The sequence below is a fragment of the Leifsonia sp. KNZ13-11D genome, from assembly GCF_056754895.1.
This window is the reverse complement of sequence record NZ_JBPGWU010000002.1, coordinates 1-22136: the sequence shown is the minus strand read 5'-3', so window position 1 is coordinate 22136 and position 22136 is coordinate 1. Positions and strand designations below refer to the sequence as shown.

Sequence of the window (22136 nt, the reverse complement as noted above, 5' to 3'; positions counted from 1 at the left end):
AAGGCGCAAGGTCCTCCTGTGATGTCGGGATGAACCGGCTCAGTCCTCCGTCGGCCGCGTCGCGAATCGGGCCCGCAGTCGCGCTTCCAGCAACTGCTCGTTCTGCAGAAGGAATCCGTACGGGTTCTCCTGCTGCTGCAGCTCCCTCAGGAAGTCCTCCGGCAGGCCGTGCTGACTCGCCAACTCCTCGATCGGCATCGCTGCCGAGTCCGGGCTCTGCGAGCTCTCCGCCCAGTCCGCGAGCCAGTCCAGTGACAGGCCGTTGGTCGCCCGCCACTCCTGGTACGCGTCCTCGCTCGTCGGCTCCGGGCTGGGCGTCACCAGCTCCGAGAACGCGATCTCCTCCGCCTGCGCCTTCGCCGCGTTCAACCGGCCTGTCTTCTCCAGCACCGACTCGCTCGGGCTGTCCGGTCCGGCCAGGTCGGGGATCAGCTGGGCCACCCGCACCCCAATCTCCTCCCCGAGGTCCTCGAAGAACTCCTGCGGTCGATCCATCGTCGCCAACGATGTCGGGGCGAGCCTCGCCCACCTCTCCATCGCCTGCCTGCCGTACAGGTTCATGCGTCTCTCCTTGTGTCTTCCAGAAGTCCTCGAAGCCGAGCTGTCCCGACGAGAGCGCTTGCTCCACCGGGGACGGGTCCGCCGTTCGCGCCTCGTCGATGCGGGCGTCCGCCGCCTGATCTCCCAGCCCCCACAGGTCGAACTCGAGCTGCGTTTCGGGGGTGAAGCCTTGCGGCGTCTGCCTGCCATGCGGTGCCTCCTCGTGATGCTTGGACATCGCCGAGATTAACAACACCTGGCCGTGATTAACAGCACCTGGCCTGGGGAAAAGCCCCCAGTTCCAGTGGCGCAGACGGTTCTTGTAATTCGCTAGCTCGCACACCTCGCGGGAGTGCACGAATGCGGGGAGTCCGGCGCCTTTTGCCGCGCTCAGGTCCGCGGTGCGCATCAGAGTACCTCCTCGGAACGCAGCTTGAGCGACACCGGTCTGCGTCGCCGGAGCGGTGACCGGCCTACCAGGGCCAAATTGCCGTCCCCTCCGACGGGGACGAGATAGAGCTTGTAGACGTCGAAGAGATCCCGATCGCGAGCCTTCGCCGTGATCCGTCTCCCGGCCGGGACGATGGCGTTGATCGCGGATACGAGGCCGGCCACTAGGCGCGGATCTTTCGTACTGGCGAGTGAGCTGATTTCCCAGTGCGGCAGCCAGCGCGCCGCCCCCAGCGAGCGGGAAGGCTCCGGTTCGACCTCGTCCTTCGCCCGGGGGAGCGACTTCGCCCATCTCTCGTACCGCAAAAGCGGACGCAATATTGCGGCGAGGATACCCGCGATCACGGCAAGGCCCGCTCCCCAGGTGAGCGCAATTAGCGGGAGTGACGGCACTCCCGTCGCCCTGGCGATTGTCATCTCGACCGCAGCGGCCGCGAGAAACGGGATTACCAGTTTCAGGGCGGCGGTGAATACACGGGATGCGGGCATCACTTGCACAGCGGTCCGACGAGACGGCGTGAGGTAGAGCGCATTGAGGAGGCATCCCTGGATCCACGTGCTGATATGGACACCTGTCCTGATCTGCGAGCGGTCCGCCTGCGCGAGAAGCCGTTCTTCCTCGTCGGTCAGCGCGGGCGCAGCCTTTCGGCGCGCCCGGCGCGCCGCCTCGACGTAAGCGGTGATTGTGATGGCGGCGACCCGGAGCCGCCCCGCTCGCCCGCGAACCCGCGTAGCAGCCTCTCGGCTCACCGCTCGGCCCTCAGTCGGGTCAACGGCGTCCCCGGCAAGTCGGCCGGGGAGGAGACTACCGCAATCGCGTTCTCGACGAGGCTTTGGGCCAGCTCGTCGAGAGCAGGACGGATGTCTGGACGCCCCGTGGTGTCGATCGTGACTTCGACGGGAACGTCGAGGCCAACCCGCTCTGCCTCGTCCTCGATCTGATTCCTCAGCGCCTCGCCGTATTCGGTCCACTCGCGTTCCTGCAACGCCGTCAGCGCGTCCTGGAGTGCGTAGGGCGCGAGTGCAGCTTCCCGCTCATCCAAGAGCCGAACGAACTCCGCGGCGAGGTCCGGACTTTTCGGCACGTACACCGAGGTCGCAAGGCGGTTGCTCCGCTCACCACGGATATCCGATTCCAAGGTCGCGATGTTCTGTTCGTCGAGCCCCAGTGCTGTCGCGCCCGCTCGCCACGCGTCCCAGGACCACGCCGGCGTCTCCGGAGTGGTCGGGACGGGGTCGCCGCCGTCGCTGGGCTCATATACCCACACGTAGGGGCGCTCATCCACTTGCGGGAGCGCCGCATTCGCCGTCTCGTATTCGTCGTCAATCGCGACCTCGGCCTTGTCGTACTGGTCGTGAGCGAGCGTGTGCTCCGCAAGGATCTGGTCGACGTAGAGGGTGATGCGCAGCGGTTCAGTCCGATAGCGGGGGAGAACGTCACCGGGTGCGATCGCATTGACCGCGTTTCGGATGATGTCCGCCTCCCATGATCCGGGTCGCCCCGCGAGCAGGTTTTCGACGCCGCCCAGGTTCGCCGCCGCCCCTGCGAGGACCTGCAGAGCGATCTCACCGAAGTCGCGTCGCCGTTCCTCGCCAGATCCGGAGAGGTAGGTGGCTCGGGCGGCCGCGGTGAGCGCGTCGACGGCAACGCGCTCGTGGTCCGACAGTGCATCGGTGAGTTCGGTCTCCAATGTGCGTGCCAGCCCGGCGGCCCGCTCGGCGTCGATGAGCACCTGATGCGCACGCTCGGCGAGACCCACCAGGCCGAGCCGGCGAAGTGGCAAGGCTGCGACGAAGAACCCAACACCCTGACGCGACGTAACCAGGCCTTCGTCCTTCAAAGCCTGATACGCATCACGGACCGTCTGAACGCTGTTGATGTCGTACTGCTCGCAGAACTCACGAATGGTCGGGAGCTGATCGCCGACCTTGTACCGGCCCGAGGCCAAGAGGCGGCGAAGCTGAGCGCGGATCTCCTCGTACACCGGGGTCGCTGTCATGATGGGGAGTGTATCAGAAACGCTGTGTTACTTATCTAGATAAAGCACAATGAGACATAACGTACATTATCAGCGTTAGTTTTGGGTGCGATAACGGTTGCATTTCTAGCTGAACTTGCCGGTGTATTCCAACGTCTGCCGGTGTACGCTAACGGCATGGCGAAGCTCTCGACGGTCTCGGATCAGCGTCCCGGCCTGCGCGCACACGAGGAATCGATCGGTCTTCCATTCGACGACCTGGTCACCCGACTGCGCGACATCCTCGGCGTGCGCCTTGTCGGCTATATCGGCGGCGTGAAGTCGGCGAGGATGGTCTCCAGCTGGGCCGACGGTCACGGTGCGCCCGGCGAAAAGGATCAGGACCGGCTGCGCCAGGCGTACCACGCCGCGGCGCTGCTTCGGGAGCGCTACGACGCCGTCACGGTGCAGTCGTGGTTCAAGGGCATGAACCCGTCGCTGGGCGACACGGCGCCGGCACAGGTGCTGCGTGAGGGCGAGCCGCTGGAGGTCGCTCGCGAGGTGCTCGCGGCGGCGAAGTCCTTCGCCTACATCGGATGAGCCCGGTAGCACTGAACGTCTCGGGCGATCCGGGACGGGTATGGCGCGTTGGCTTCGAGCCGGACATGTGGGCGTGGACGCCGTGGCGGTACGCGACAGATGATGGGCTGTTCAATGGGCGTTGGGACGACCAGCTCGGGCAGTTCCGCACGCTCTACACCTCGAACAGCCTGCGGGGGTGCTTCCTCGAGATGCTGGCGAAGCTGCAGCCGTCCGAGGCGCTCGAGACCGAGCTGGACGACTTCGAGGATGACGACGGGAGCGTCAGTCGCCATACCGAGGGCGGAAGCGGTGAGGTCGGGTACTCGTGGCTGAACGGACGGACCTTCGGCGACGCCGATCAGGACGGCCGGTACTGCTTCATCACGCACTCTGACAGCCTCGCCGCCCTGAAGGCCGGCTACCGCTTCGACCGCCACAGCATCGCCCTGGTCGACGTCGACACCGCGCTACTCAAGGACGCCCACGATCGGGTGCTGACCCGATCCATCGCGCACTGGCTCTACGATCTGCGTGACGACGACCGCAACGAGCTCGTCGACGGGATCGAATTCCGCTCACGTCACGGCGACGAGATCCGGATGTGGGCGGTGTTCGAGCGCTCAGACGACGAACAGCGCAGCAGCCACATCGAACCAGTGAGTGAGCCTCAGCGGGTCACCCCAGAGACTGACGAACTCGTGCAGGCGTTCGACCTGCTCGGACTTCGCTGGGTGGAAGACTGACGTCATGGCAGCACGATCGCGATCGGCGCGTCAGGCTTCCAGGGAGAGAACGCCCAGCAGTCGGTGATCCTCAGGGATCTGCGCCAAGAGGGCGGCACGTGCCGCTGCATAGTCGGCTCCGCTTGCCTCAAGCTCGTCCACAGCCGCCAGCCGGATCTGCCCGGTCGCAATCACGCGGCCACCGCGCGGCATCGAGTTGTGCACTTGGATCAGCTCGTAGCCCTCGGGAACCTGCGCCTCGATCAGCTCGCGCGCGGCTTGTGCGTCGTCGGCCTCGGCGGTGAGCTCGGTCACGACTTTCGACTGGACCAGGCCTCGAATGCGCATGCATCAAGGCTACGTCGGGCCGCCGACGCCGCACCGGAACGGAGGCGCCTGCGTCAGCCCGTCGTGAAGGCCTAAATCGCGACGGTTCCCTGGTGTTCGTAGTGGATCACGTCCCCCTCCCACCCCCGAAGCTCGAAGCGTTCGTAGCGCCCAATTGTGACTGGCAGATCGAACTGCCCCGGAGCCCGCCCGTTCAGGAGCGGTATCTCGCGACGCACCTCACGACCATCCGAGTAGTGCAGCACCGCATTGCCCACCTCGAAGGGTTGACCGGGCTGCTCACTGGACATGTCAGCCCGGGATGTTGCGGGGGTCGTTGCCGTGGCTGGAGCGGTCGCCGATCTGGCCGTTGAGATTGTGCACGATGTGCTCGACGCCCCGTCGCGCTGCTTCGTCTCGTCCGGCGGCAATTGCGTCATCGCGGGTGTCGTGTGCTCCACCGATGGTTTCGCCTGTCCCCTCGATACGGTTGTGCCAGGCGCCGTTCTCGTGGAACGTTTCTACGTCTCCTTTGGGCATGTCAGCACCGTACGCCCGCTCATTCTGCGGCGCCAGGTACCGGTCGGTCCCTGGGATGCGCACGGGCACGTCAGGCCACGGAATCGGAGTGGCCGCGATCAGCGAGCGGCCAGTCATCCCCGCCTGACTGTTGCGGAAGCCGATGGCAGCCTGCTTCTGTCGCGTTGCGCGATCAGGAATCGCGCGAAGGGCGGCGAGTTCGGCCCTGGCGCCTTCCAGGGCGCGCTCTAGCGCCACGCGCTCGGCGTCAGCAAGCCGAAGGCCGACCGCGTACAGGACTAAACCATCGTCGGTGAGCCGGTCGAGGCCGACCGGTGGAGGGAGCCGGTCGAGTCCCCCGCCTCCGAAGGTTGCTGGAGCTGGATGGCAGGGTAGCCGCTCGGCACCGTCCAATAGCGGTACAGCGGGATCTACGAAGGCCCGATGCCAGGTCCACTCCGACGCCGCGCGCACCCGGTCCAGCTCGACGTAAAGCCACGCGAAGGTTTCCCGACCGTCGCGGATGCCGGCGTCGATGATCTCGATCGGCCCGTAGCGTCGCGTAGCCATAGTCACTCCCCTCACTACCTAGAAGGGCCGGGCGCGCAGCTGCCACGCTCAACACGCGCCGTCAGCGGCGCGGCGGTATGTGCCTACGTGGGCGGGTGCGCACGGCGTCCTTCCAAACCCATCCCTCGTGCTTCTGCCCGTCCCTGGTGGTGAAGCGGATACGCACCGCATGTTCGTTCCATGCAAGAACCTCGACCTCCGGGCGAACTACCGCTTCGTGGAACCTCACAAAGGCGACCGCAGGTGTAGGAGCCGGCGCCTCGGTGGCCGGGTCGTTCTCGAGGTCGACTTCCTCGTTCGTCAGCCACACCGGCCGCGGGCGGGTGACGATCTGCTCGATCACCCGATCCATCCCCGCGCCGGGATAGCGCCGATTCTGACCCACTCGCCAACCTCCTTCCTTGCGAGCCCATTAGAACATATGTTCGAATCTTGGGGGAGGTTGCGATGAGAGTCTTGCGCGCCGGGGAGAAGGTCTGGTTGGTCGTCGACGACGTCGCCAGCAGGATCCACTTCGTCATCGAATACGGACCTGCGGTCAACCAGGTCACGCACGAGACACTCATGAAGTACCGAGTCGACCACTGGACCCTCAGACGTTCGGAGAGGTGGCCATTGGGCTACTACGACGAACTTCGAGCGGCTACTGGAGCCTGCGAGCTGGCACTTGAAGAGCGAGCCTTCATCTCGCCCGCGACAGCACCAGACGGGTCGATCGTGACTCCGGAGGAGCAGCGCGAGCGTTGGCGAACCGGCCTCGATCCACGCACCGGTGAGCCGCGAGAAGCCGTCTGAGCAGTCGTCTGCTGGAGCGATTGCGGCCACACTGCGAGGCTCACTCGGTCCAGCGCTCTTCGATGTCGCGCCACGGGGTGTTCTCCCCCGGGCCGGGGCGGCGCTTCGCCTCGGGTATCCCCGGGCGGAGCGTGGGCGGCAGAATAAGCCTCTCTGACTCCTCGTGGATCCGGGTGAGGGCCTCCTGATCATCGACCAGTTCCATGATGATCGCGACGGCGAGCATGGCTGCCATAGCGGCCATGTTCGTCGACGGGCCTCGCAGCGCGTGCGAGGGTTCGTGGCGTAGCAGCAGGTCCTCGGCCTCGCCGGCGAAGTAAGAGGTCTGGGTGGTGGAGCGCACATGCACTGCGAGAGACAGGCTGCCATAGGAGTTCTGGAGGAAGCGCTCTTCGTCGAGATCGCGCATCATGTCAGTGAACGATGGCAGCCCCCTCCCCTGCGGAACCGTGATGGCTGCGGCCGTGGCGAGCAGCCCGTCGTCGCTGAACCATTTGCCGACCATCTCGATGTTCTCCTTCTCACCGCGAACCATCGAGACCCGCAGCTTTGAGAGTCCGTCGTTCCGATGGAACGCCCACTGGGCCGTGACCGCGTGCTCCAGCGCCGCTCGCGCGAGCACCATCGCCTCGCGTTCGAACCCTGCGTCGACCAGCAACACATAGGCGCGTGCGTGCCTGATCGTTTGGACGCAGATACCCCAGAGCTGCTTGAACACAACTTCGTCGGCGACTCTGACGACAAAGTCGTCGCGGTCGATGAGCTCGGACGCCTCTCGGATCCAAGCGATCCAGTCGCTCTCGGTCGGTCGAGGTTCAGACGAATCGTTCATTGACGCCTCGGATCATTGGAGTGGGCAGCGATGTGCTGGATGAGTTGTCCCCAAGCTGCGTGAGCCTGATCGACGTCGGGATACCGGCCGAGGTGCCACCGACCCTCCGGCAGACCCTGCAGCTTGTAGTCGACCACGAGTTCAACGTCGTGCTCGCCCTGCCGGGTAACGGGGATGAGACTCGTGATGTGATCGGGGTTGATCCATCGCGCGGGAGGCGGCCCACCCAGCGCAGCGTGGATGAGCGGAGCGTCGGCCGCGGCCGGCGGAAAGGCGATGAGAGCCACGCGCGACAGCGTAGTAGGGCCCTCGTACGCGAAGGGCCAGGGCGGTACGGTCATGCCATGGTTGCGACCACGCTCGTCGACGTCGACGGCCGCCGTCTGCGCCTTACCAACCTGGACAAGGTCCTCTACCCAGAAACCGGGACCACCAAAGGGGACGTCATCCATTACTACGCGAGCATCGCGCCGGCCCTCCTCCCCCACATCGCAGAGCGGCCGGTGACTCGCAAGCGTTGGCCGGACGGCGTAGGCACTGCGGCCGCCCCCGTCGAGGCCTTCTTCGAGAAGGACCTCGGCATGGGCGTTCCCGATTGGGTACTGCGTGAAGCGATCCTCCACTCCGGCGGTGAGAAGCGTTACCCCGTCGTCGCCGATCGCGCGACCGTCGTCTGGCTCGCCCAGAGCGCGGCGCTCGAGCTGCACGTCCCGCAGTGGCGGTTCGACACTGAACGCCGGCCGACGCGGATGGTGCTCGACTTCGACCCGGGCGAAGGAACCGGTCTGGCCGAGTGCGCTCAGGTGGCTCTGTGGGCGAAGGCGATCCTCGACGACATGGGCCTTGCAACCTTCCCTGTGACCTCTGGCAGCAAGGGCATCCACGTCTACGTGCCTCTCGACGGCCGACTGACCTCCGACCAGGTCTCGAACGTCGCGCATGAACTCGCGCGCGCACTCGAGGCGGATCATCCGGAGGAGGTCGTGTCGAAGATGTCGAAGGAGAAGCGGGTCGGGAAAGTGTTCATCGACTGGTCGCAGAACAACGCGAAGAAGACGACCATCTCCCCGTACTCGCTGCGCGGTACCGCCCGGCCCTTCGCGGCCGCACCCCGCAGCTGGGACGAGATCGCTGCGCCTGGACTCGCGCAGCTCGACTTCGCCCAAGTGCTCGATCGCTTTGAAGAAACAGGCGATCTGCTCGCTGACCTCGACCCCTCCCCCGCTGTTCGCCCACCTGAGCCTCTGCGAGCCAAGATCGACCTGGCACTCGCCAAAGCTGCTGAACGCCTCCCAGACGCCGCCGCACTGCCCGGAGGGAGCAGATACGAGCCGAAGCTCGACGGCTGGCGCGCAGCAGCTGTCGTCGACACCGAGCGAGTAACCCTCTGGTCCCGGCAGAAGACGAATCTGACCGAATCGTTTCCTGACGTCGCTGCGGCGATCGCCGAACAGGCCGATGCCGGCGTCGTGCTCGACGGCGAGCTGGTGCGCTGGCGCGAAGGGCGACTCGATTTCGACGCGCTGCAGCGCCGTTTTGCCTCCGGCAAGCAGCGTCGTCGGCAGCTGATCGCTGAGGAGCCGATCGACTTCGTGGTATTCGACGTACTCGCTGCAGGCGGCCGCGATCTGCGCGGCCTGCCCTACGACGAACGTCGCCGCACCCTCGAACAACTCGCGGCCGGGTGGCAACCGCCGCTGAGCATGATCGACGCCACTGCGGACGCGGCTGAGGGCCGGCGGTGGTTCGAGGAGCCGCTCGAGAGCGGAATCGAGGGCGTCGTCGTCAAAGGCGGTGCGCAGCCGTACCGCGGCGGCCAGCGCGACTGGATCAAGGTGAAGCACCGCGACACGATCGAGGTGATCGCAGGTGCCGTGACCGGCACCCTGACCCAGCCCGGCGAGCTGATCCTCGGCCGCTACGAGGACGATGAACTACGGATCATCGGACGCACCGCACCTATCAAAGCGGCGGCCGCGCGGTCACTTGTGCCACTGCTGCGGCCGCCGACCGCGGATCATCCTTGGCCCAAGGTGATCTCCTCCCGCGCCTACGATCGCTTCCAGCCAAAGCGTGAGACTCAGCTGACGCTGATCCAGCCCTTGACGGTCGAGGTATCCGCCGACACGGCGATCGTCAGCGGAACGATCCGCCACGCCGCACGGTTTGTGCGAGCGCGGCCAGAAATGGACCCAACTGACCTCTCGTAGCCCAGCGGTCACGAGCGCGGCAAGACGATAGCAACGCTAGCGTTGCTATCGTTCACTTTCTCAGGAGACTGGCCTACCGGTCGGCAACGAGCCGGGTTCGATTGGGGTCCAGGGCTCTCCCCCGTTGTATTGCTCTTCCAGTTCGGTTGCGCGGTCCAGCAGCGCACGCAACGCAAAGTCGGAGAAGCTGCGGTAGCCCTCGGCGCTGATGGTCGCTCGATACGCTGCCCGTAAACGTGCCTGGTCCTTGGGATACATCCACACGCCGACGCTTGTCTTCTTCACCTCTTCCACGGCGCCGTTCGCGGGTGTTTGCGGCGGAGTTTCCTTGGAGCGACTGGATGATTTTGCAGTGGGAGGCGCGCTCGGGACTATCTGCTCGGCCTGGGTGGTCTCGGGTGCTTCGGGTGCTTCGGCCGGTTCGAAGGGGTGACGCCCAGCGAGCGGAGAAGCCGGCCGTTGGAATGTAGCCATCTCAGTCAACCTCCATGATCTTGTAGAGGACGTCGGTGTATCGCTCCGCCACAGTGTCGGCGTCGTCTCTCTTGAGGTCGCGCAAGCTTACGGACGCTTCCAGCGCCGTCTGAATGAATGTACGGTCGCGGATCTCGCCCGGGAGTACCGGCACATCGAGCTCTTTCAGCACGGGGCTGGTTCTCGTCTCACGGAGCCAATACTCCGAGTTGAGGGTGTTCTTCACTCGACTCATGAGGACGCCCACCACGCCGAGCTTCGAGTTGTAATACTTCCGCACCACTTCGATTGTTGAAAGCAGCTCGCTCACGCCCGCTGCGGAGTATTGGGCCGCCTCGGACACGATGAGCAGCTTTCCCGCGGCAGCAGCAGCGTTGAGAGTCAGCAGACTCAGGTTGGGTCCACAGTCGATCAGGATCAAATCGAAAGCCTCGTCGCCGCCCTTCGCGAATCGGCCCTCGCTCAAGAGTTTGTCGATGGCCTGGTCCAACCGGACCTCTCGGCCGGCGCCCGCGACCACGAGGTCTGCGCTTGCCATCGCGAGCGTTGCGTTGGACGGCGCCACATAGAGGTTCTCGCGGCGCCCTGGCACGATCACGTCTTCGAGGTCTGCACTCCCCCGGCTTATCAGTACGTCTGCCATCGTCAGAGCGTCCGGGCGAAGCGGTTCAGCCGCAGTGAGGGTGATGTTCCCCTGATCGTCCAGATCGATGATCAGCACGCGTAGGCCGCGATCGCAGGCTTCCACTGCAACATTCCACGTCGCGGTCGACTTTCCCGTGCCTCCCTTTTGCATCACGACGGCCACAACTTGGGGGCCGGCCGCGCCGACGCTGGTCAACTTCTTACGAGGACGAGTGCGGGTCTTCCCCTCTCGGGGAGCCTTGGAAAGGGTTGTCGCCATGGGAACTCCAATCGTTCGTATAAACGCTAGCGTTGCTACCGTTGATGATGTTGCAAGCGTTGTGGTGTGTTGCGACAAACACTAGCGTTGCCATCATTAATGGCGTTGTCATACCCGCTAGCGTTTACTGGTAACACCATCGTTGGGTGTAACGTCATCGTTTATTGCTAACGCTACTAACGCTAACGTTACCAGCGTTTAGACATCAACGCTAGCGTTTCAAGCGATCCCAGACATCCCAGCAAAGCTGTGACGCGGCCCAGACGCGTCGACCCGGGAAGCAGTCTCACGCCGGACCGACGATTGCCCGAAGAAGCGCTCCGAGAGTGCTTGCACCGTCCGAGTGGGGAGAGCCCGCGACGTTCAGAACATACGTTTCGTGATCGTTCGCCGTGGCAGGGGGAGTGAACCGAATACTGCTGCGCGCGTTGCGGTCTTCGCTGTCGTCAACGTCGATAGCACTGTTCGGGTCGATCCAGACGACGTCGCCGAACTCGAGTTCGGCGTGGTCTAGTTGCCATCCCCTGGCCGTGAGGAGTTCGTGCACCTGCTGGACCTCGGTATGGAGCTTGCGAACCGCGGCCGGAAATTGGGCGGGGTGCATGCCTTCGCCGAGAAGCACGTCGGTGATGCGACGTCGCTCGTTCGCTCGACGTATTCGCTGCGCCCTTAGCTCGTCGGCGGTCTGCTGGCGGATCTCCCGGATCGTGCTGTCAATGGTTTGTCGCTCCGCGGCAGTCGGCGCCGGCCGCTGTACTTCGACGGAGCTCGCGGGGGAAATGGTGGCGTGCTCGACGGGGGTGGTGCGGATGATCGTGCGGGGCTGTTCGCCGGGGGTGATGACCTGTTTGACCATCCAGATGAAGTAGCGCAGCGGGTCAGCTGCTGCGGAAATGCGCTGCTGTGCGGTGATCTTGTCGCCTGAGTGTCGGGCGTCGACGAGGTCGGCGATCTGCCACCAGGTCCAGGTGTCGAGGTCGACGCCGGCGGCGGTGAGGGCGTGGTCGAGCTGGCCGATGTGGCGCGTGAGGAGCTTTCCTGACTTTCCGAGTCGGGGACCGGCGAGTACGCCGCCGTAGTGGCGGTCCAAATGTGCGACGAGACGCAGTCTGTCGAGGGATCGTCCCTTCTCAGGGACGGGAGTTGACAGATTGTCAGCAAAAACCTTGTTCCTATTGAGCCTGGCGCGCGGAGCGCGCTCCATTCCCCTTGGGGATTGTCTTTTCAGATCTACCGAAGAAGAAGGTTTTGCTGGGATGGAAGCGGTTAGGCCCAAAACGGGATCTAGAGATGCCGGGTTATCCACAGCCTGCAGGGCGGGGAGCGTGAGCGCCATGACGTTCGCGGCCTGCTCCTGGTGGCCGCCGTGCGTCTCGAAGGCCTCGGCTTTCTCCTCCCGGGAGAGGAGGTTGCGGCCGGTGGCGTGGACGTGGACGAATCCGCCGGCTTCGAGGGTGCGGATGGCCAGGCGGACGCTCTCGTCGGACTTGAGCCGGATCGTCCGGCCCTCAGCTGCTTCGGTGTTGGCCAGGACACGGGCGCGGATGGTGGCGTAGGAGAGGGTGACGTGCCGGCCGGTGGCAGGTTCGGCGGCGTAGCGGAGCACGTGCGCGATCGCCAGCAGGGTGGCGTCGGCGACGTGCCAGCGCTGCCGCGCCTTCTCCCGCTCCGGGGTGGGCACCCAGTCCAGGATGGTGTCGAACCAGTGGCCACCGGACCACCAGGCGGGGATCTTGGCCCATTCCTCGGCCGGAACGTGGATCGCCCAGCTGCGCGGAGCGGGAGCGTCCTTCAAGGACGGCGGTTGGAGGATGTCCCGGGCTTCTTGGGCGTGGAGGGCTTCGGCGACCTCGCCGGGGGTGGGCAGCCATGAGCGGTCGCCGGCATCGACCGCGCTACGGCGGCCGCGCACGGGGGCGACGTGTGTTCTCATAGCTTCTGATGACCTCCACGGCCTGAAAATGGGCGCAGCAAAGCTGCCGGTATGTGCTCGGCTCTGTTTTCGGGCGCACCAAAATCGCCGACTGTGACTCGGCGTTCCTTCGATGCGATGTGCCGGACCTCTCGATGCGGGTCCGACCGGTACGGGTGAGGGCGGGCGCCAACGCGCCGGCCGCGGTCTCTGCGCTAGATCAGGTGACCGTCCTCCTCACCGTGAGGAGCTGCGCGCACGCGCCGTCGACCAGGTCGAGCGGGCGTGCAGGATGTGACCCGTCAGCGGCCACGCACAACGTCGTGGCAGGCCGGGACCGGGAAGAAACGGGGGAGAGGGACAGCTGAAGCTCGACGTCGACGAGACCCTCGACGGAGCGCTTTGCGGCCGACACGCCGACACGCAGATCGCGCGCGCACGTGCAAGAACCCGAAATCTGGGTTACGATGCTGCCAACTCCTCTCAGAGGGTACGGAAAAGCCTCCGGGCCGATCCGGATTTATTTGGGAAGAAGCTCAAGCCAAAACTTTGGCGAGTGAGGGACTTGAGCTCCAGAGTGAAAACCTGGGACGGGCCGCCGGAAGGCGGCCCTTTCTCGTTAAGCCGCTGCCGTCGAGGACACCTCCGATGACTCCATCAGTGCGACCGGGACGGCAGGCAAGTGGCCGTGCTCTGCGACGTACTCGCGGATGAACAGCTCGAGGTAGAGCGCCGGCGAGAAGTTTCCTGACTCGGCGGCGGCACTGTCGATGGCTTCTTCGATGAAGGGCGAGAGCAGAAGGTCCGCTCTCCATGCGTCCTTGTTACCTCGGACGAAGTAGTTGCGCTTCTTGCCCGCGTTTCGGCCTGCCATGCGCTCAGTTTGTCGCGTTAATCCCGGGATTAACGGCAGGCTCGCGGGCGTGTTCGCAGAGTCCGCCGAATCGGCCGTCTCGCTAGCTCCGGATTTATGCACGAGCAGCAGACTACCCGGTATAGGGGCATTGTCTGTCCCTATTGGCGTCCCCCGTTAGCGTGTCGTGGACCGCACCCAGTCGACGATGGTCGCGTTGAATCGTGCGGGGGCGAGGTTGTATTCCCAGGCGTGCTCGGCGCCGTCGATCTCGACAAGCGTGACCTGCTGGGGATTGGCGGCCGCGAACTTCCTGCTGAGGCTCACCGGGATCTCGGTGTCGCCGTCAGAGTGGATGACCAGGGTCGGCGTCCCCAGGCGCGGGCCACGGGTCCAGTCGAGCGCGTCAAGGTTGATGCGACCGGGGAGGCCGACGATTCGGCTGCTGAGATGTCCGGAGAGGGCTCCAGCTGCAGCTGAGGCCATGAACGCGGGGAGGTGGGCCTTGTGTGCGCCATGGCGGATGACGGCCCGCCAGTCCGTCGACGGCGCGACCAGGACGAGACCGGCGATCGCGGCGCGGTGCTCGGAGCGCTCGCTCAGGAGCAAGGCGATGCTGGCACCCATCGACCAGCCGAAGAGGATGACGTGCTCGGCGCCGTGCTCGAGCGCGTATGCGATCGCCGCGTCGACGTCGGGCCATTCGGTGGTGCCGAGGCCGGAGGCGCCGTTCATCACGTCTGGGCCCTCCGTGTCACCGCGGAAGGAGACGACGAGCGAGGTCATGCCGAGTTGGTCTGCGGCTGGCACGGTGCGCAGGGCGGTGATTCGGGTCGTGCGTACGCCGTGGATGTGGATTGCCCAGGTGGTGGACGGGGTTCCGTTGGGCTCAATGAGCCAGGCCGGTGCCGTTCCGCCGTCGACGGGGATCAGGATCTCGCGGTCATTGCGCTGGAGGACGGCAGGGGAGCGGAGTACGTGTCCGGTCCAACGCCCTTCGGTGGCCTCTGAGAGGCCCGTACCGTCGATTTCGAGCAGCTGGCGGGTGACGGAGTCGCCTGATGCGTTGAGGCCAACAATGTCGCCCACGAGCGCGTAACCGTCGTCGGTCCAGAGTCCGAAAGTGCCGGGATGCCGCGTCTTGCGGTCCGCGTCGAGGGTGATCGTTTCCGAGGCGAGGTCGATGTCCCGGATCGTCGTGAGTTTCGGCGGCCGCGGCAGCACCACACGTCGGGCGAGGACGACGGCCAGAGCGCCGATGACGATCGCCACGACGACCACCGCTGCGACGACGATGACAGCCCAAATCATGCTGCGGCTCCGTTCGTGATGGTGAGCGAGTGAACCATCGGCTCGCTGGGCGCGTTGGGCAGTGTGCGGGCGACGAAGCGTTCGGCTCCGGACACGAGGATCGTCTCACCTCGGCTGAGGGTGATTTCGGCCATGGTCTCTTGGTCGCGGATGGTGATCACGTGGTCGTAGACCCGGCCAATGGTGTCCGTGGAGGGGACGGATTGCGGCCGTGGGAGCCCGCGGCGGGCAAGCACGCGTCCCAGGAGGAACAGCTTTGCCTGGAGGCGCAGTTCACGCAGGGATCGGGCTGCGGTGAACGAGGCGATGCCGGCGACGATCAGGATGACGCCGACGTAGAAGAACGGGTCGAAGGCCTTGTTGAGCACCTCAATGACCGCGGACGGAGCCATCTGGAAGCGCGCGAACGTCAGGTAAACGATCTCATCGAGGCTGGCGAAGATGACGAGGGCTGCGCCGGCCCGGAAAAACCAGTAGGCGCGAGCGGGTCGGTTCCTAACACCTCGGAGCAGTTCGAACGAGATGGCGGCGATGGTCGCCATGTAGATCGAGGCGTAGAGCCACATCGCGGTCTGGCCTGTGCGGTGGGGGATGAAGTGGTTGTCCGTCGTGCCGCGGTCGGTGATGAAGAGGAACGGGATGGTGAAGGCGATCAAGGCGAGCGCGAGTGGCCACCAGCGCAGTCGCCTGCGTTGTCCGTCTTGAGAGATGGCCGCCTGCGTCACCAGCCAGAACGCGATGGTGCAGAGGAGGTTCTGCGCGAGGTTGATCCAGTTCTCGCCCCCAATCCACCCGTCAACGACGGGCTGGGGGATGACTGTTCCGAGGGTGAGGAGTGCGAGCGTTCCGACGCCTGAGGCGAGCCAGGACAGGCGGCTGCGGGGCTCCCTAATCGCTGAGGGCGTGCGCAGCACGAAGACGAGGGCGAGGATGATTGTCGCAGCAGTTTTCAGTTCGTGCATCAGCCGAAGGTCCGCTCGTCGGAGTCGTTCTTGGGTCGCAGCAGGATCCGCGACAGCAAGAAGGCCAGGTGCTCGGCTTCCCCCTCGAGGACGGCGTCTGAGACGGCATTCGCGCTGGAGCTGGAGGCAATGACCTTGCGGGCGCGGATCTCGGCCGAGGTGGCATCGATCGCCACCCCCGGCGCAGTGGCTCGCGCCGTTTTGCAGCCAGGGTGCTCGAAAAGGATGTGCGCGAGCTCGTGCAAGACGACGTGCATCTGGTACAGCGGCGTGTCGGTCTTGCGGATGAGGATGCGGTGCCGTTCGGCGGTGTCGACCCAGAGGCCGGTGACTGTTGCCCAGCTCTTGTCCCCGATGGGTTCGATCGCGATCGGCTTCCCTAGCCGGTCGACGACGAGGCCGACGATGTCGATGAGGGTGGAGGTGTTGTTGTTGAGTTGGAGGCTGTCGAACTTGCGTTGTGCGTTCTTTGCAATGTCTGCAGGCGTTCGACCATGGGGCGTCCCCGAATTGACGCTCATTTATGGCTCTACTTCTGGTCTGTTGCTGAAATGTCTTTCGCTATCTGGAGGAGTGCGCTGGCGGGAACATTGCCGAGCGCGCGCGCCGAGACGGTCGCGCCCCCGATCTGTTTCAGCGTGGTACGGAGGACGAGCTGTGCCTCGACGTGCTCGGTGACGTCTTCCTGAGCGAAGTTGGTGAGATAGACCCTATCGACGTCGAAGAACGTCGCTATCTCGACCAGCAGCTTCTCGCTTTGGCTCGTCACGGAGGCGGTCTCTTCGATCAGGGAGGCCCAACGCTCGGGAGTGAATTCGACCTCTTGCGACCGCAGGAAGTCCACGAGATCGGAGATGCGGAACTCGTCGCCGTGCGCTGTTGGTGCCTCAGCGAGCAGCCGAAGGCGACGGGCGAGTTCCGAACCGCCGAGACGCAGGGCGCGGTTGCCCACCATCCGCTTCGAGGTGAGGTCCTCGGGCTCAACGCCGAGCACGCGCGCGAGGGCGTCAATGTCGTTGGTGTTGAAAGGAAGCTCGTGGTTGAGCCGCTTCCAGTAATAGTTCTTGCTGAGGCCGGCCTCGGTGAACAGCTGCTGGTGGGTCTTGCCCACTTCCTGGCGGCGGTGCTCGATGTTGGAGACAACGCGCATCGAGAACTCTGTCGACGGCGCGGCGCTCCCTCTGCCCATTCCTGGAGGGTACCGAAATAGGGCCTCACCGGCAGAAAGTCCCTATTCACGTCCAAATGTCCCTAGTTCCTGCTATCTTCGTCCCCGTGAGGGGACATCAGCCGGACCTATTTACGGACATTGAGGGCTTTAGCCTGGCCGTCGATCCTCGTGAGATCGATGCTCCTGAGGAGATTTCTCCTCGCCATCAACAGGTGCACGCGTGGGCTGATGACCCCCGTGTTAGCGCGACAGAGCGCACGAAAATTCTGTCGGAACTACCGAACCTTGACGATCCCCTAAACGGGGAGCGTGCTATGCGCCGCGCGCGCGACGTCTACTCCAAGGCCGTAGTACCCGAACCCGCTGCGCTCGACCGGCGCGCGACGCTCTTGGTCAATCGCGTGCTCGACCCGATTCTCAAGTGCGGAAGCACCTACAAAGGCGTCGACGTTCACGATGTCGCGGCGGCGATCAAAGCCGATCCCACGAGCGTTGAAGACTTCCGCGCCGCGGTCGCCGTGGCCTACGACGTGCTGGCCAAGGTCGACATGATCAGCGAGCTTGTCAGTGGTCGCCCCACCGCGTTGGCATCATGAAGCCTGAGGCCTTCCGGGCGGCCGTCGCCGCGTTGGGGGAGAACCCGACTGCGTTCTTGAACTCTGCCCAGCTGAGCGACTTCCTCGACCAAATCCGACGACACCTGATCCCTAACGCGATCAACGTCGCCCAGAAGCTCGGCCACCCCTACCAGGCTGGCGACGAGGACGATCTCGTCAATCTGATCCTCGTCTCCTTCGCGACAAGCCCCGAACAATGCCAGGCGGTCGTCGAGAACGCCGCATCCCCATTCGCTTACGCCGCCACACTGGTTAGCGAATGGATCGGCATCGAGACCGGGCGGGCGCGATTCCGCCAACGCACGGGGGTCGACCGCGAGATTCACCCCACAGGACGGATCTACCACCGCGCCCAGTTCGACTGGCTGGAAAACCCTGAGCTGCGCATCCCGCACTCCACCTTCCCGGACCCGGCTTCATACGGCACGCGCGTGGGCGCGACCATCGACGAAGCCATTGATCTGACCGTCGCGACCCTCGAACCGCGCACACCCGCCAAGCTGGCCAAGCACTTGCCCGACGTCGTGGGCTGGATGGCGGACAACCCGTCGACGCGACAAGGTCACGAGGGCGAGCGCATCGCAGAGGCGGCAGAGCTGTTCTCACCGGTCAGCACTGTTGAGCTCCGCGCCGTGGCGAACATCAGCTGGGGCGGCCGACCGCACCCGCAGGAGACCTCCTTGCTGTACGCGTTCCTGACGGACCGGAACTTCAACCCACGTAAATCCGAGACCCACCTCAGCGCCCTTCGCGTCTTCCAGGGTCGGGTACGTCAAGAGTCCGTTCTGGCCGGCGTTGCCGACCTCGCTCTCTGACGCTCACCGAAGCTCACTGCGCGCTCGGCCCATCTAGGTAGTGAAGGCCGGATGAACCCGCTCCGGCCCTGACCGCCGCCACTTTCAGCCGGCAGGAGAGGACCAGCGCAGATGCACCAGCACCCGAAACGACGGGGCACACCCGCACGGTGGACCGGAATACCAGGACGAAGCTCCGGGTCGACCGCGGGCCACCGCGGCAAGATGAAGCCCAAGTACAAGGCCAAGGTCGCTGCAGCTTTCGTCGCCATGTCTCTGGCGGTGGGCGTTGTGGGGACAACGGTGGAGCTTGGCACATCACCGTCGAAGGCAGAAGCAGCGCAGACGGGTGCCGGTTACTCGGGGATCACCCCCGACGGCGGCTACCTGGGCAACTACGTCGTCCCGGACAGCTCTCGCGCCTACTGCATGGATTCCTCGGCCGACTGGCCCAGCGGAGCCACCGGTGGCGCCTCTCTGGTCGGCGCGCTGACCACCGAGATGGGTGACGCCCTCGACAGCTCCGTGCTGCAGCGGCTCAACTACGCGCTCACCAGGTGGGGCCAGACCGCCGACGCCACGCAGGCGGCCGCGGTGAACGCCTACGTCTACGCGTACACGTCCACCTGGGCCCACTACAACGGTCAGGGCTACAACACCGGCGTCCACTACATCGACGGCAACCAGACGGTGCTCGGCGCGTTCAACTACATCTGGGACCAGACGGAGACCCAGTACAACCAGCCCCAGAACGCCCCGGCCCTCACCGGATCGATGAGCTTCAGCGTCGACAACAACAACTACTCAGGCTCGCTGCGCGTGGTGAACCTCCCCGCCGGCGCCACCGTCAACCTGCAGCTGACCAACGGCATCTTCACGGATTCCGGGAGCAGCGCCAAGAACGGTGTCGGCAACGGCACCTATCCCGTGAAGGGCGTCCCGACCGACGGCACCCCGTTCTACAAGATCAGCGCCACCGGCAATGTCAACGCCCCCGCCGGGTGGACCTACGACGGCAACGTCACGATCTACTACACCGGTGGCCAGCAGCGCGTCATCAAGGCCGGCACGACGACTCAGCAGCGCGCCAACTACACCATCAGCGCCAGCGACCCGGTCGAGCGCTCGACACTGTTCTCTCCCGTCGTCACGACCTCCGTACAGAGCCGGTTCGTCGACGAGGGAAGCAGCTTCACCGACACGCTGCAGGCCGACGTCGCCGCCGGATCGCAGCCTTGGCGGCAGACGACGTCGGGGCGCTACATCCCCGTCGTCGCCAAGGGCACACTCTACGGTCCGTTCGCCGACCAGCCCACGCCGTCCGCGACCGTCCCGGCCGGGGCACCCGTGGCCGGCACCGCGACGGTGACCCTCAACGGTCCGGGCGCGTACACGGCGCCCTCCGTGCTCGCCACCAACCACGCACCCGGTTTCTACCAGTGGGTCTGGGACATCGACGCAACCGACTCCTCCGTCGGAGCCCAGCTGTTCATGCCGGACGGATACCAGTGGGCCGATCAGTTCGGCCTGCAAGCGGAAGCGCACGTCGTCGCCGCCAAGCTCTCCGGCGTCTCCAAGGCATCGGCGGACGAGGTCGGGTTCGGGCACGAGGCCTCGGACACGCTGACCGTCTCGCTCGACCAGGGACCCTGGCCGACCATCGGCGGCGCACCCATCCCGGCCCACTTCCAGAACAAGACGTACTGGGTGGAAGGCGACACCGCTCCCACTCCCGGTGACAGCATCCCGGCCGACGCGAAGCTGTTCCACACGACCGACGTCACGGTGACCGCTCCCGGTGACTACAGCTCCGACGAGATCACCGCTCCGCCGACGTCTGCCGGCTACCTGGTCAACGTGTGGTCGATCATTCAGGACGGTCCTGGAGCCGGGTACTTCGCGGACTGGACCGACGGATGGGCGACTCAGGGTGAGGTCACCAAGGTCTCCCCGCCCACGGTGTCCACGGAGGCGATCGCCTCGGTCGCGCTCGGCGACGAGACGAACGACACCGCCATCGTCGACGGCCAGATCCCCGCACCCTACTGCGGCACCAACCAGCCCGCTGACGGTGCAACGAGCTGCCCGAACACGGTCACCTTCGCCGCGTACCTGCAGCACGACCTTGGCGACCAGCCGGTGTGCGAGGCGGACAACGAGGTGTTCAACACCGGATACGTTCCTGAGTCCAACCAGCCCGTTGCTCCCAACGCTGCAGCCGCCGGAACACCGACGCCGACACCGACTCCCGACGCGCCGATCGAGCGCGACCCGGCGTACTTCTACAACAAGCCGGTCCCCGTCGATCAAGCGGGCCGGTTCCCATCCGCCGACGTGATCTTCAAGAAGGTCGGCGTCTACTACTGGGTGGCCACGTTCCGGGCAGGTGACGGCACCGTCATCAACACGGGGGAGTGCGGCGACCAGAAGGAGAAGACCGTTGTCGCGGAGGACGACGTGGTGACCAAGGCCACGCCGCTGCTCAGCATCGGCCAGAAGGGCCATGACACTGCGGTGGTGACGGGCGTGATCCCGAAGGACGCCACCATCGAGTTCGCCGTCTACAAGCAGCAGGGCTCCACCCCGGTTTGCGCGGCCGCGAACGAAGTCAAGGTCGGCAAGCCTCAACCGCTGCCTGCCACCGGCGAGTACACCTCCGACGACTACACGTTCACCGACGCGGGCACCTACTTCTGGGTAGAGATCGTGCGCAACGCTCGCGGGGAAATCACCCACCAGGGCAAGTGCGGCGCCGACGGGGAAACCACGACCGTCACCGCCCTCGCCAAGACCGGCTCAGACGAAGCCGGAGCCGTATGGATCGGCAGCGCCTTCGGCGGCATCCTCCTGGCTGCCGGGATCGTCCTCTTCGCGGTCACTCGACGCACCAAGCGCACGACCACGAAGTAACCAGACCGGGGCGCGGGTACCCCTCACACACGGCCCGCGCCCCCCCTATCCGCTCTTCCTCTCCGAGCAAAGGACCTAGCATGACCCTCACCATCCCGGACAGCTTCACCACCGTTGACGCCCTCGCAGCCACAGGAGGACCTGGCAGCGGCACTCGAGGCGAGCAGAGCTTTGCTGAAGTCGCCGAGATGATTCGCAAGCGCGAAATCACCGACTGGAAGCACGAGGCGCTGATCGCATTGGCCCGGGCCGGCGCGAGCGACGTCCACATGGTCATTGACAGCGCAACGAAGGCGTTGCGGATCTACACCAAGTTCGAGCGCGAGCGGCACGACCTGATCGAATACAGCGCGGCCGATGGGGAAGCGCGAACCATCTTCAACGCGATCAAGGCGCACGCCAGCCTTGGCAGCCAGCACAAGGCGTCGGAGCCCGTGGACGGACGCATCCTGCTTCCGGTCAACGGCTACAACTACCGAGCCCGAGCGGTCCGCTTCCTCCTGGTCGACGAGGGCGAGAAGGTCATCCTGCGTCTGCCCCAGGTGGGCAGCGTGCGGCCGCTCGACGAGTTCGGTATGACCGCCGAGAACTCCGCAGCGCTTGGTCGGATGCTCGCCCGCCGCAGCGGAATCGTCTTCGCGGCAGGGCCGACGAATGAGGGCAAGTCCTCGCTCTTGCGCGCAATCGTGATGGAGGTCCGCAGCCAGTTCGGCACCATCATGT

Annotated in this window: 25 protein-coding genes; 8 read left to right on the top strand and 17 right to left on the bottom strand. The window is 65.2% G+C overall.

Annotated elements, in window-relative coordinates; genetic code table 11:
- Nucleotides 1–39 precede the first annotated feature (39 nt).
- From ACR9Y5_RS19435 to ACR9Y5_RS19425, 3 genes are all read right to left on the bottom strand, one after another.
- Nucleotides 40–561: a hypothetical protein gene (locus ACR9Y5_RS19435; RefSeq protein ID WP_481299634.1), complete on the bottom strand. Its 522-nt coding sequence runs from the start codon at nucleotides 559–561 to the stop codon at nucleotides 40–42.
- Nucleotides 562–948: 387 nt separating this feature from the next.
- A complete protein-coding gene (locus ACR9Y5_RS19430; RefSeq protein ID WP_481299633.1) occupies nucleotides 949–1740 on the bottom strand; it encodes a hypothetical protein in 792 nt (263 codons plus the stop codon).
- Entirely contained in the window at nucleotides 1737–2990 is a 1254-nt protein-coding gene (locus tag ACR9Y5_RS19425) for a GntR family transcriptional regulator (RefSeq protein ID WP_481299632.1), read from the bottom strand. Before ACR9Y5_RS19425 ends, ACR9Y5_RS19430 begins: the two co-directional genes overlap by 4 nt.
- Before the next feature lie 156 nt (nucleotides 2991–3146).
- On the opposite strand from ACR9Y5_RS19425, the gene ACR9Y5_RS19420 reads away from it, so the two are divergent.
- Together ACR9Y5_RS19420 and ACR9Y5_RS19415 are read left to right on the top strand one after the other, a co-directional pair.
- Complete coding sequence (locus ACR9Y5_RS19420; RefSeq protein ID WP_208042438.1) at nucleotides 3147–3548, top strand: hypothetical protein; 402 nt, start codon at nucleotides 3147–3149, stop codon at nucleotides 3546–3548.
- On the top strand, nucleotides 3545–4273 hold the full coding sequence (locus tag ACR9Y5_RS19415; RefSeq protein ID WP_208042437.1) for an RES family NAD+ phosphorylase: 729 nt from the start codon (nucleotides 3545–3547) through the stop codon (nucleotides 4271–4273). Before ACR9Y5_RS19420 ends, ACR9Y5_RS19415 begins: the two co-directional genes overlap by 4 nt.
- 30 nt (nucleotides 4274–4303) lie before the next feature.
- Here the strand turns inward: ACR9Y5_RS19415 and ACR9Y5_RS19410 are convergent, their stop codons facing one another.
- The 4 genes from ACR9Y5_RS19410 to ACR9Y5_RS19395 all read right to left on the bottom strand — a co-directional run bounded on the left by ACR9Y5_RS19410 (nucleotide 4304) and on the right by ACR9Y5_RS19395 (nucleotide 6011).
- On the bottom strand, nucleotides 4304–4567 hold the full coding sequence (locus ACR9Y5_RS19410) for a hypothetical protein (RefSeq protein ID WP_481299631.1): 264 nt from the start codon (nucleotides 4565–4567) through the stop codon (nucleotides 4304–4306).
- Nucleotides 4568–4671: 104 nt separating this feature from the next.
- Nucleotides 4672–4890 (bottom strand): hypothetical protein, encoded by a 219-nt coding sequence (locus ACR9Y5_RS19405; RefSeq protein WP_481299630.1) that lies wholly within the window; start codon nucleotides 4888–4890, stop codon nucleotides 4672–4674.
- Between the two features lies 1 nt (nucleotide 4891).
- Complete coding sequence (locus ACR9Y5_RS19400) at nucleotides 4892–5668, bottom strand: DUF2188 domain-containing protein (protein ID WP_481299629.1); 777 nt, start codon at nucleotides 5666–5668, stop codon at nucleotides 4892–4894.
- 61 nt (nucleotides 5669–5729) lie between these two features.
- Entirely contained in the window at nucleotides 5730–6011 is a 282-nt protein-coding gene (locus ACR9Y5_RS19395) for a hypothetical protein (protein ID WP_481299628.1), read from the bottom strand.
- A 137-nt stretch (nucleotides 6012–6148) separates the two neighbouring features.
- On the opposite strand from ACR9Y5_RS19395, the gene ACR9Y5_RS19390 reads away from it, so the two are divergent.
- Nucleotides 6149–6463 (top strand): hypothetical protein, encoded by a 315-nt coding sequence (locus ACR9Y5_RS19390; protein WP_481299627.1) that lies wholly within the window; start codon nucleotides 6149–6151, stop codon nucleotides 6461–6463.
- A 40-nt stretch (nucleotides 6464–6503) separates the two neighbouring features.
- On the opposite strand, the gene ACR9Y5_RS19385 is transcribed toward ACR9Y5_RS19390, so the two are convergent.
- On the bottom strand, nucleotides 6504–7295 hold the full coding sequence (locus tag ACR9Y5_RS19385) for a DUF5677 domain-containing protein (protein ID WP_481299626.1): 792 nt from the start codon (nucleotides 7293–7295) through the stop codon (nucleotides 6504–6506).
- Nucleotides 7292–7582 (bottom strand): hypothetical protein, encoded by a 291-nt coding sequence (locus tag ACR9Y5_RS19380; protein ID WP_481299625.1) that lies wholly within the window; start codon nucleotides 7580–7582, stop codon nucleotides 7292–7294. Before ACR9Y5_RS19380 ends, ACR9Y5_RS19385 begins: the two co-directional genes overlap by 4 nt.
- A 57-nt stretch (nucleotides 7583–7639) precedes the next feature.
- Between ACR9Y5_RS19380 and ligD the strand changes: the two genes are divergently transcribed.
- A complete protein-coding gene (ligD, locus tag ACR9Y5_RS19375; protein ID WP_481299624.1) occupies nucleotides 7640–9505 on the top strand; it encodes a non-homologous end-joining DNA ligase in 1866 nt (621 codons plus the stop codon).
- A gap of 60 nt (nucleotides 9506–9565) precedes the next feature.
- Here ligD and ACR9Y5_RS19370 read toward each other — a convergent pair whose 3' ends face one another.
- From ACR9Y5_RS19370 to ACR9Y5_RS19335, 8 genes are all read right to left on the bottom strand, one after another.
- Nucleotides 9566–9979 (bottom strand): hypothetical protein, encoded by a 414-nt coding sequence (locus ACR9Y5_RS19370; protein ID WP_481299623.1) that lies wholly within the window; start codon nucleotides 9977–9979, stop codon nucleotides 9566–9568.
- Between the two features lies 1 nt (nucleotide 9980).
- Entirely contained in the window at nucleotides 9981–10883 is a 903-nt protein-coding gene (locus ACR9Y5_RS19365) for a ParA family protein (RefSeq protein ID WP_481299622.1), read from the bottom strand.
- Between the two features lie 286 nt (nucleotides 10884–11169).
- On the bottom strand, nucleotides 11170–12816 hold the full coding sequence (locus ACR9Y5_RS19360; protein WP_481299621.1) for a hypothetical protein: 1647 nt from the start codon (nucleotides 12814–12816) through the stop codon (nucleotides 11170–11172).
- Between the two features lie 598 nt (nucleotides 12817–13414).
- A complete protein-coding gene (locus tag ACR9Y5_RS19355) occupies nucleotides 13415–13669 on the bottom strand; it encodes a hypothetical protein (RefSeq protein WP_208041962.1) in 255 nt (84 codons plus the stop codon).
- Between the two features lie 156 nt (nucleotides 13670–13825).
- A complete protein-coding gene (locus ACR9Y5_RS19350; RefSeq protein WP_481299620.1) occupies nucleotides 13826–14959 on the bottom strand; it encodes an alpha/beta hydrolase family protein in 1134 nt (377 codons plus the stop codon).
- Nucleotides 14956–15921, bottom strand: coding sequence for a hypothetical protein (locus tag ACR9Y5_RS19345; protein WP_481299619.1), 966 nt, complete (start codon nucleotides 15919–15921; stop codon nucleotides 14956–14958). The genes ACR9Y5_RS19350 and ACR9Y5_RS19345 overlap by 4 nt, the downstream gene beginning before the upstream one ends.
- On the bottom strand, nucleotides 15921–16442 hold the full coding sequence (locus ACR9Y5_RS19340; protein WP_481299618.1) for a hypothetical protein: 522 nt from the start codon (nucleotides 16440–16442) through the stop codon (nucleotides 15921–15923). The genes ACR9Y5_RS19345 and ACR9Y5_RS19340 overlap by 1 nt, the downstream gene beginning before the upstream one ends.
- 8 nt (nucleotides 16443–16450) lie before the next feature.
- Nucleotides 16451–17110 carry a helix-turn-helix domain-containing protein gene (locus tag ACR9Y5_RS19335; protein WP_481299617.1) on the bottom strand — a complete coding sequence of 220 codons (660 nt, stop codon included), beginning with the start codon at nucleotides 17108–17110 and terminating at the stop codon, nucleotides 16451–16453.
- Between the two features lie 86 nt (nucleotides 17111–17196).
- Between ACR9Y5_RS19335 and ACR9Y5_RS19330 the strand changes: the two genes are divergently transcribed.
- The 4 genes from ACR9Y5_RS19330 to ACR9Y5_RS19315 form a co-directional block, all read left to right on the top strand.
- A complete protein-coding gene (locus ACR9Y5_RS19330) occupies nucleotides 17197–17688 on the top strand; it encodes a hypothetical protein (protein WP_481299616.1) in 492 nt (163 codons plus the stop codon).
- A complete protein-coding gene (locus ACR9Y5_RS19325) occupies nucleotides 17685–18524 on the top strand; it encodes a hypothetical protein (RefSeq protein WP_481299615.1) in 840 nt (279 codons plus the stop codon). Before ACR9Y5_RS19330 ends, ACR9Y5_RS19325 begins: the two co-directional genes overlap by 4 nt.
- A 204-nt stretch (nucleotides 18525–18728) precedes the next feature.
- The gene (locus tag ACR9Y5_RS19320; RefSeq protein ID WP_481299614.1) at nucleotides 18729–21413 is read left to right on the top strand and encodes a hypothetical protein; all 2685 of its coding nucleotides are present in this window, start codon (nucleotides 18729–18731) and stop codon (nucleotides 21411–21413) included.
- Between the two features lie 80 nt (nucleotides 21414–21493).
- Nucleotides 21494–22136: ATPase, T2SS/T4P/T4SS family (locus ACR9Y5_RS19315; RefSeq protein WP_481299613.1), on the top strand; the 643-nt coding region annotated here is incomplete at its 3' end.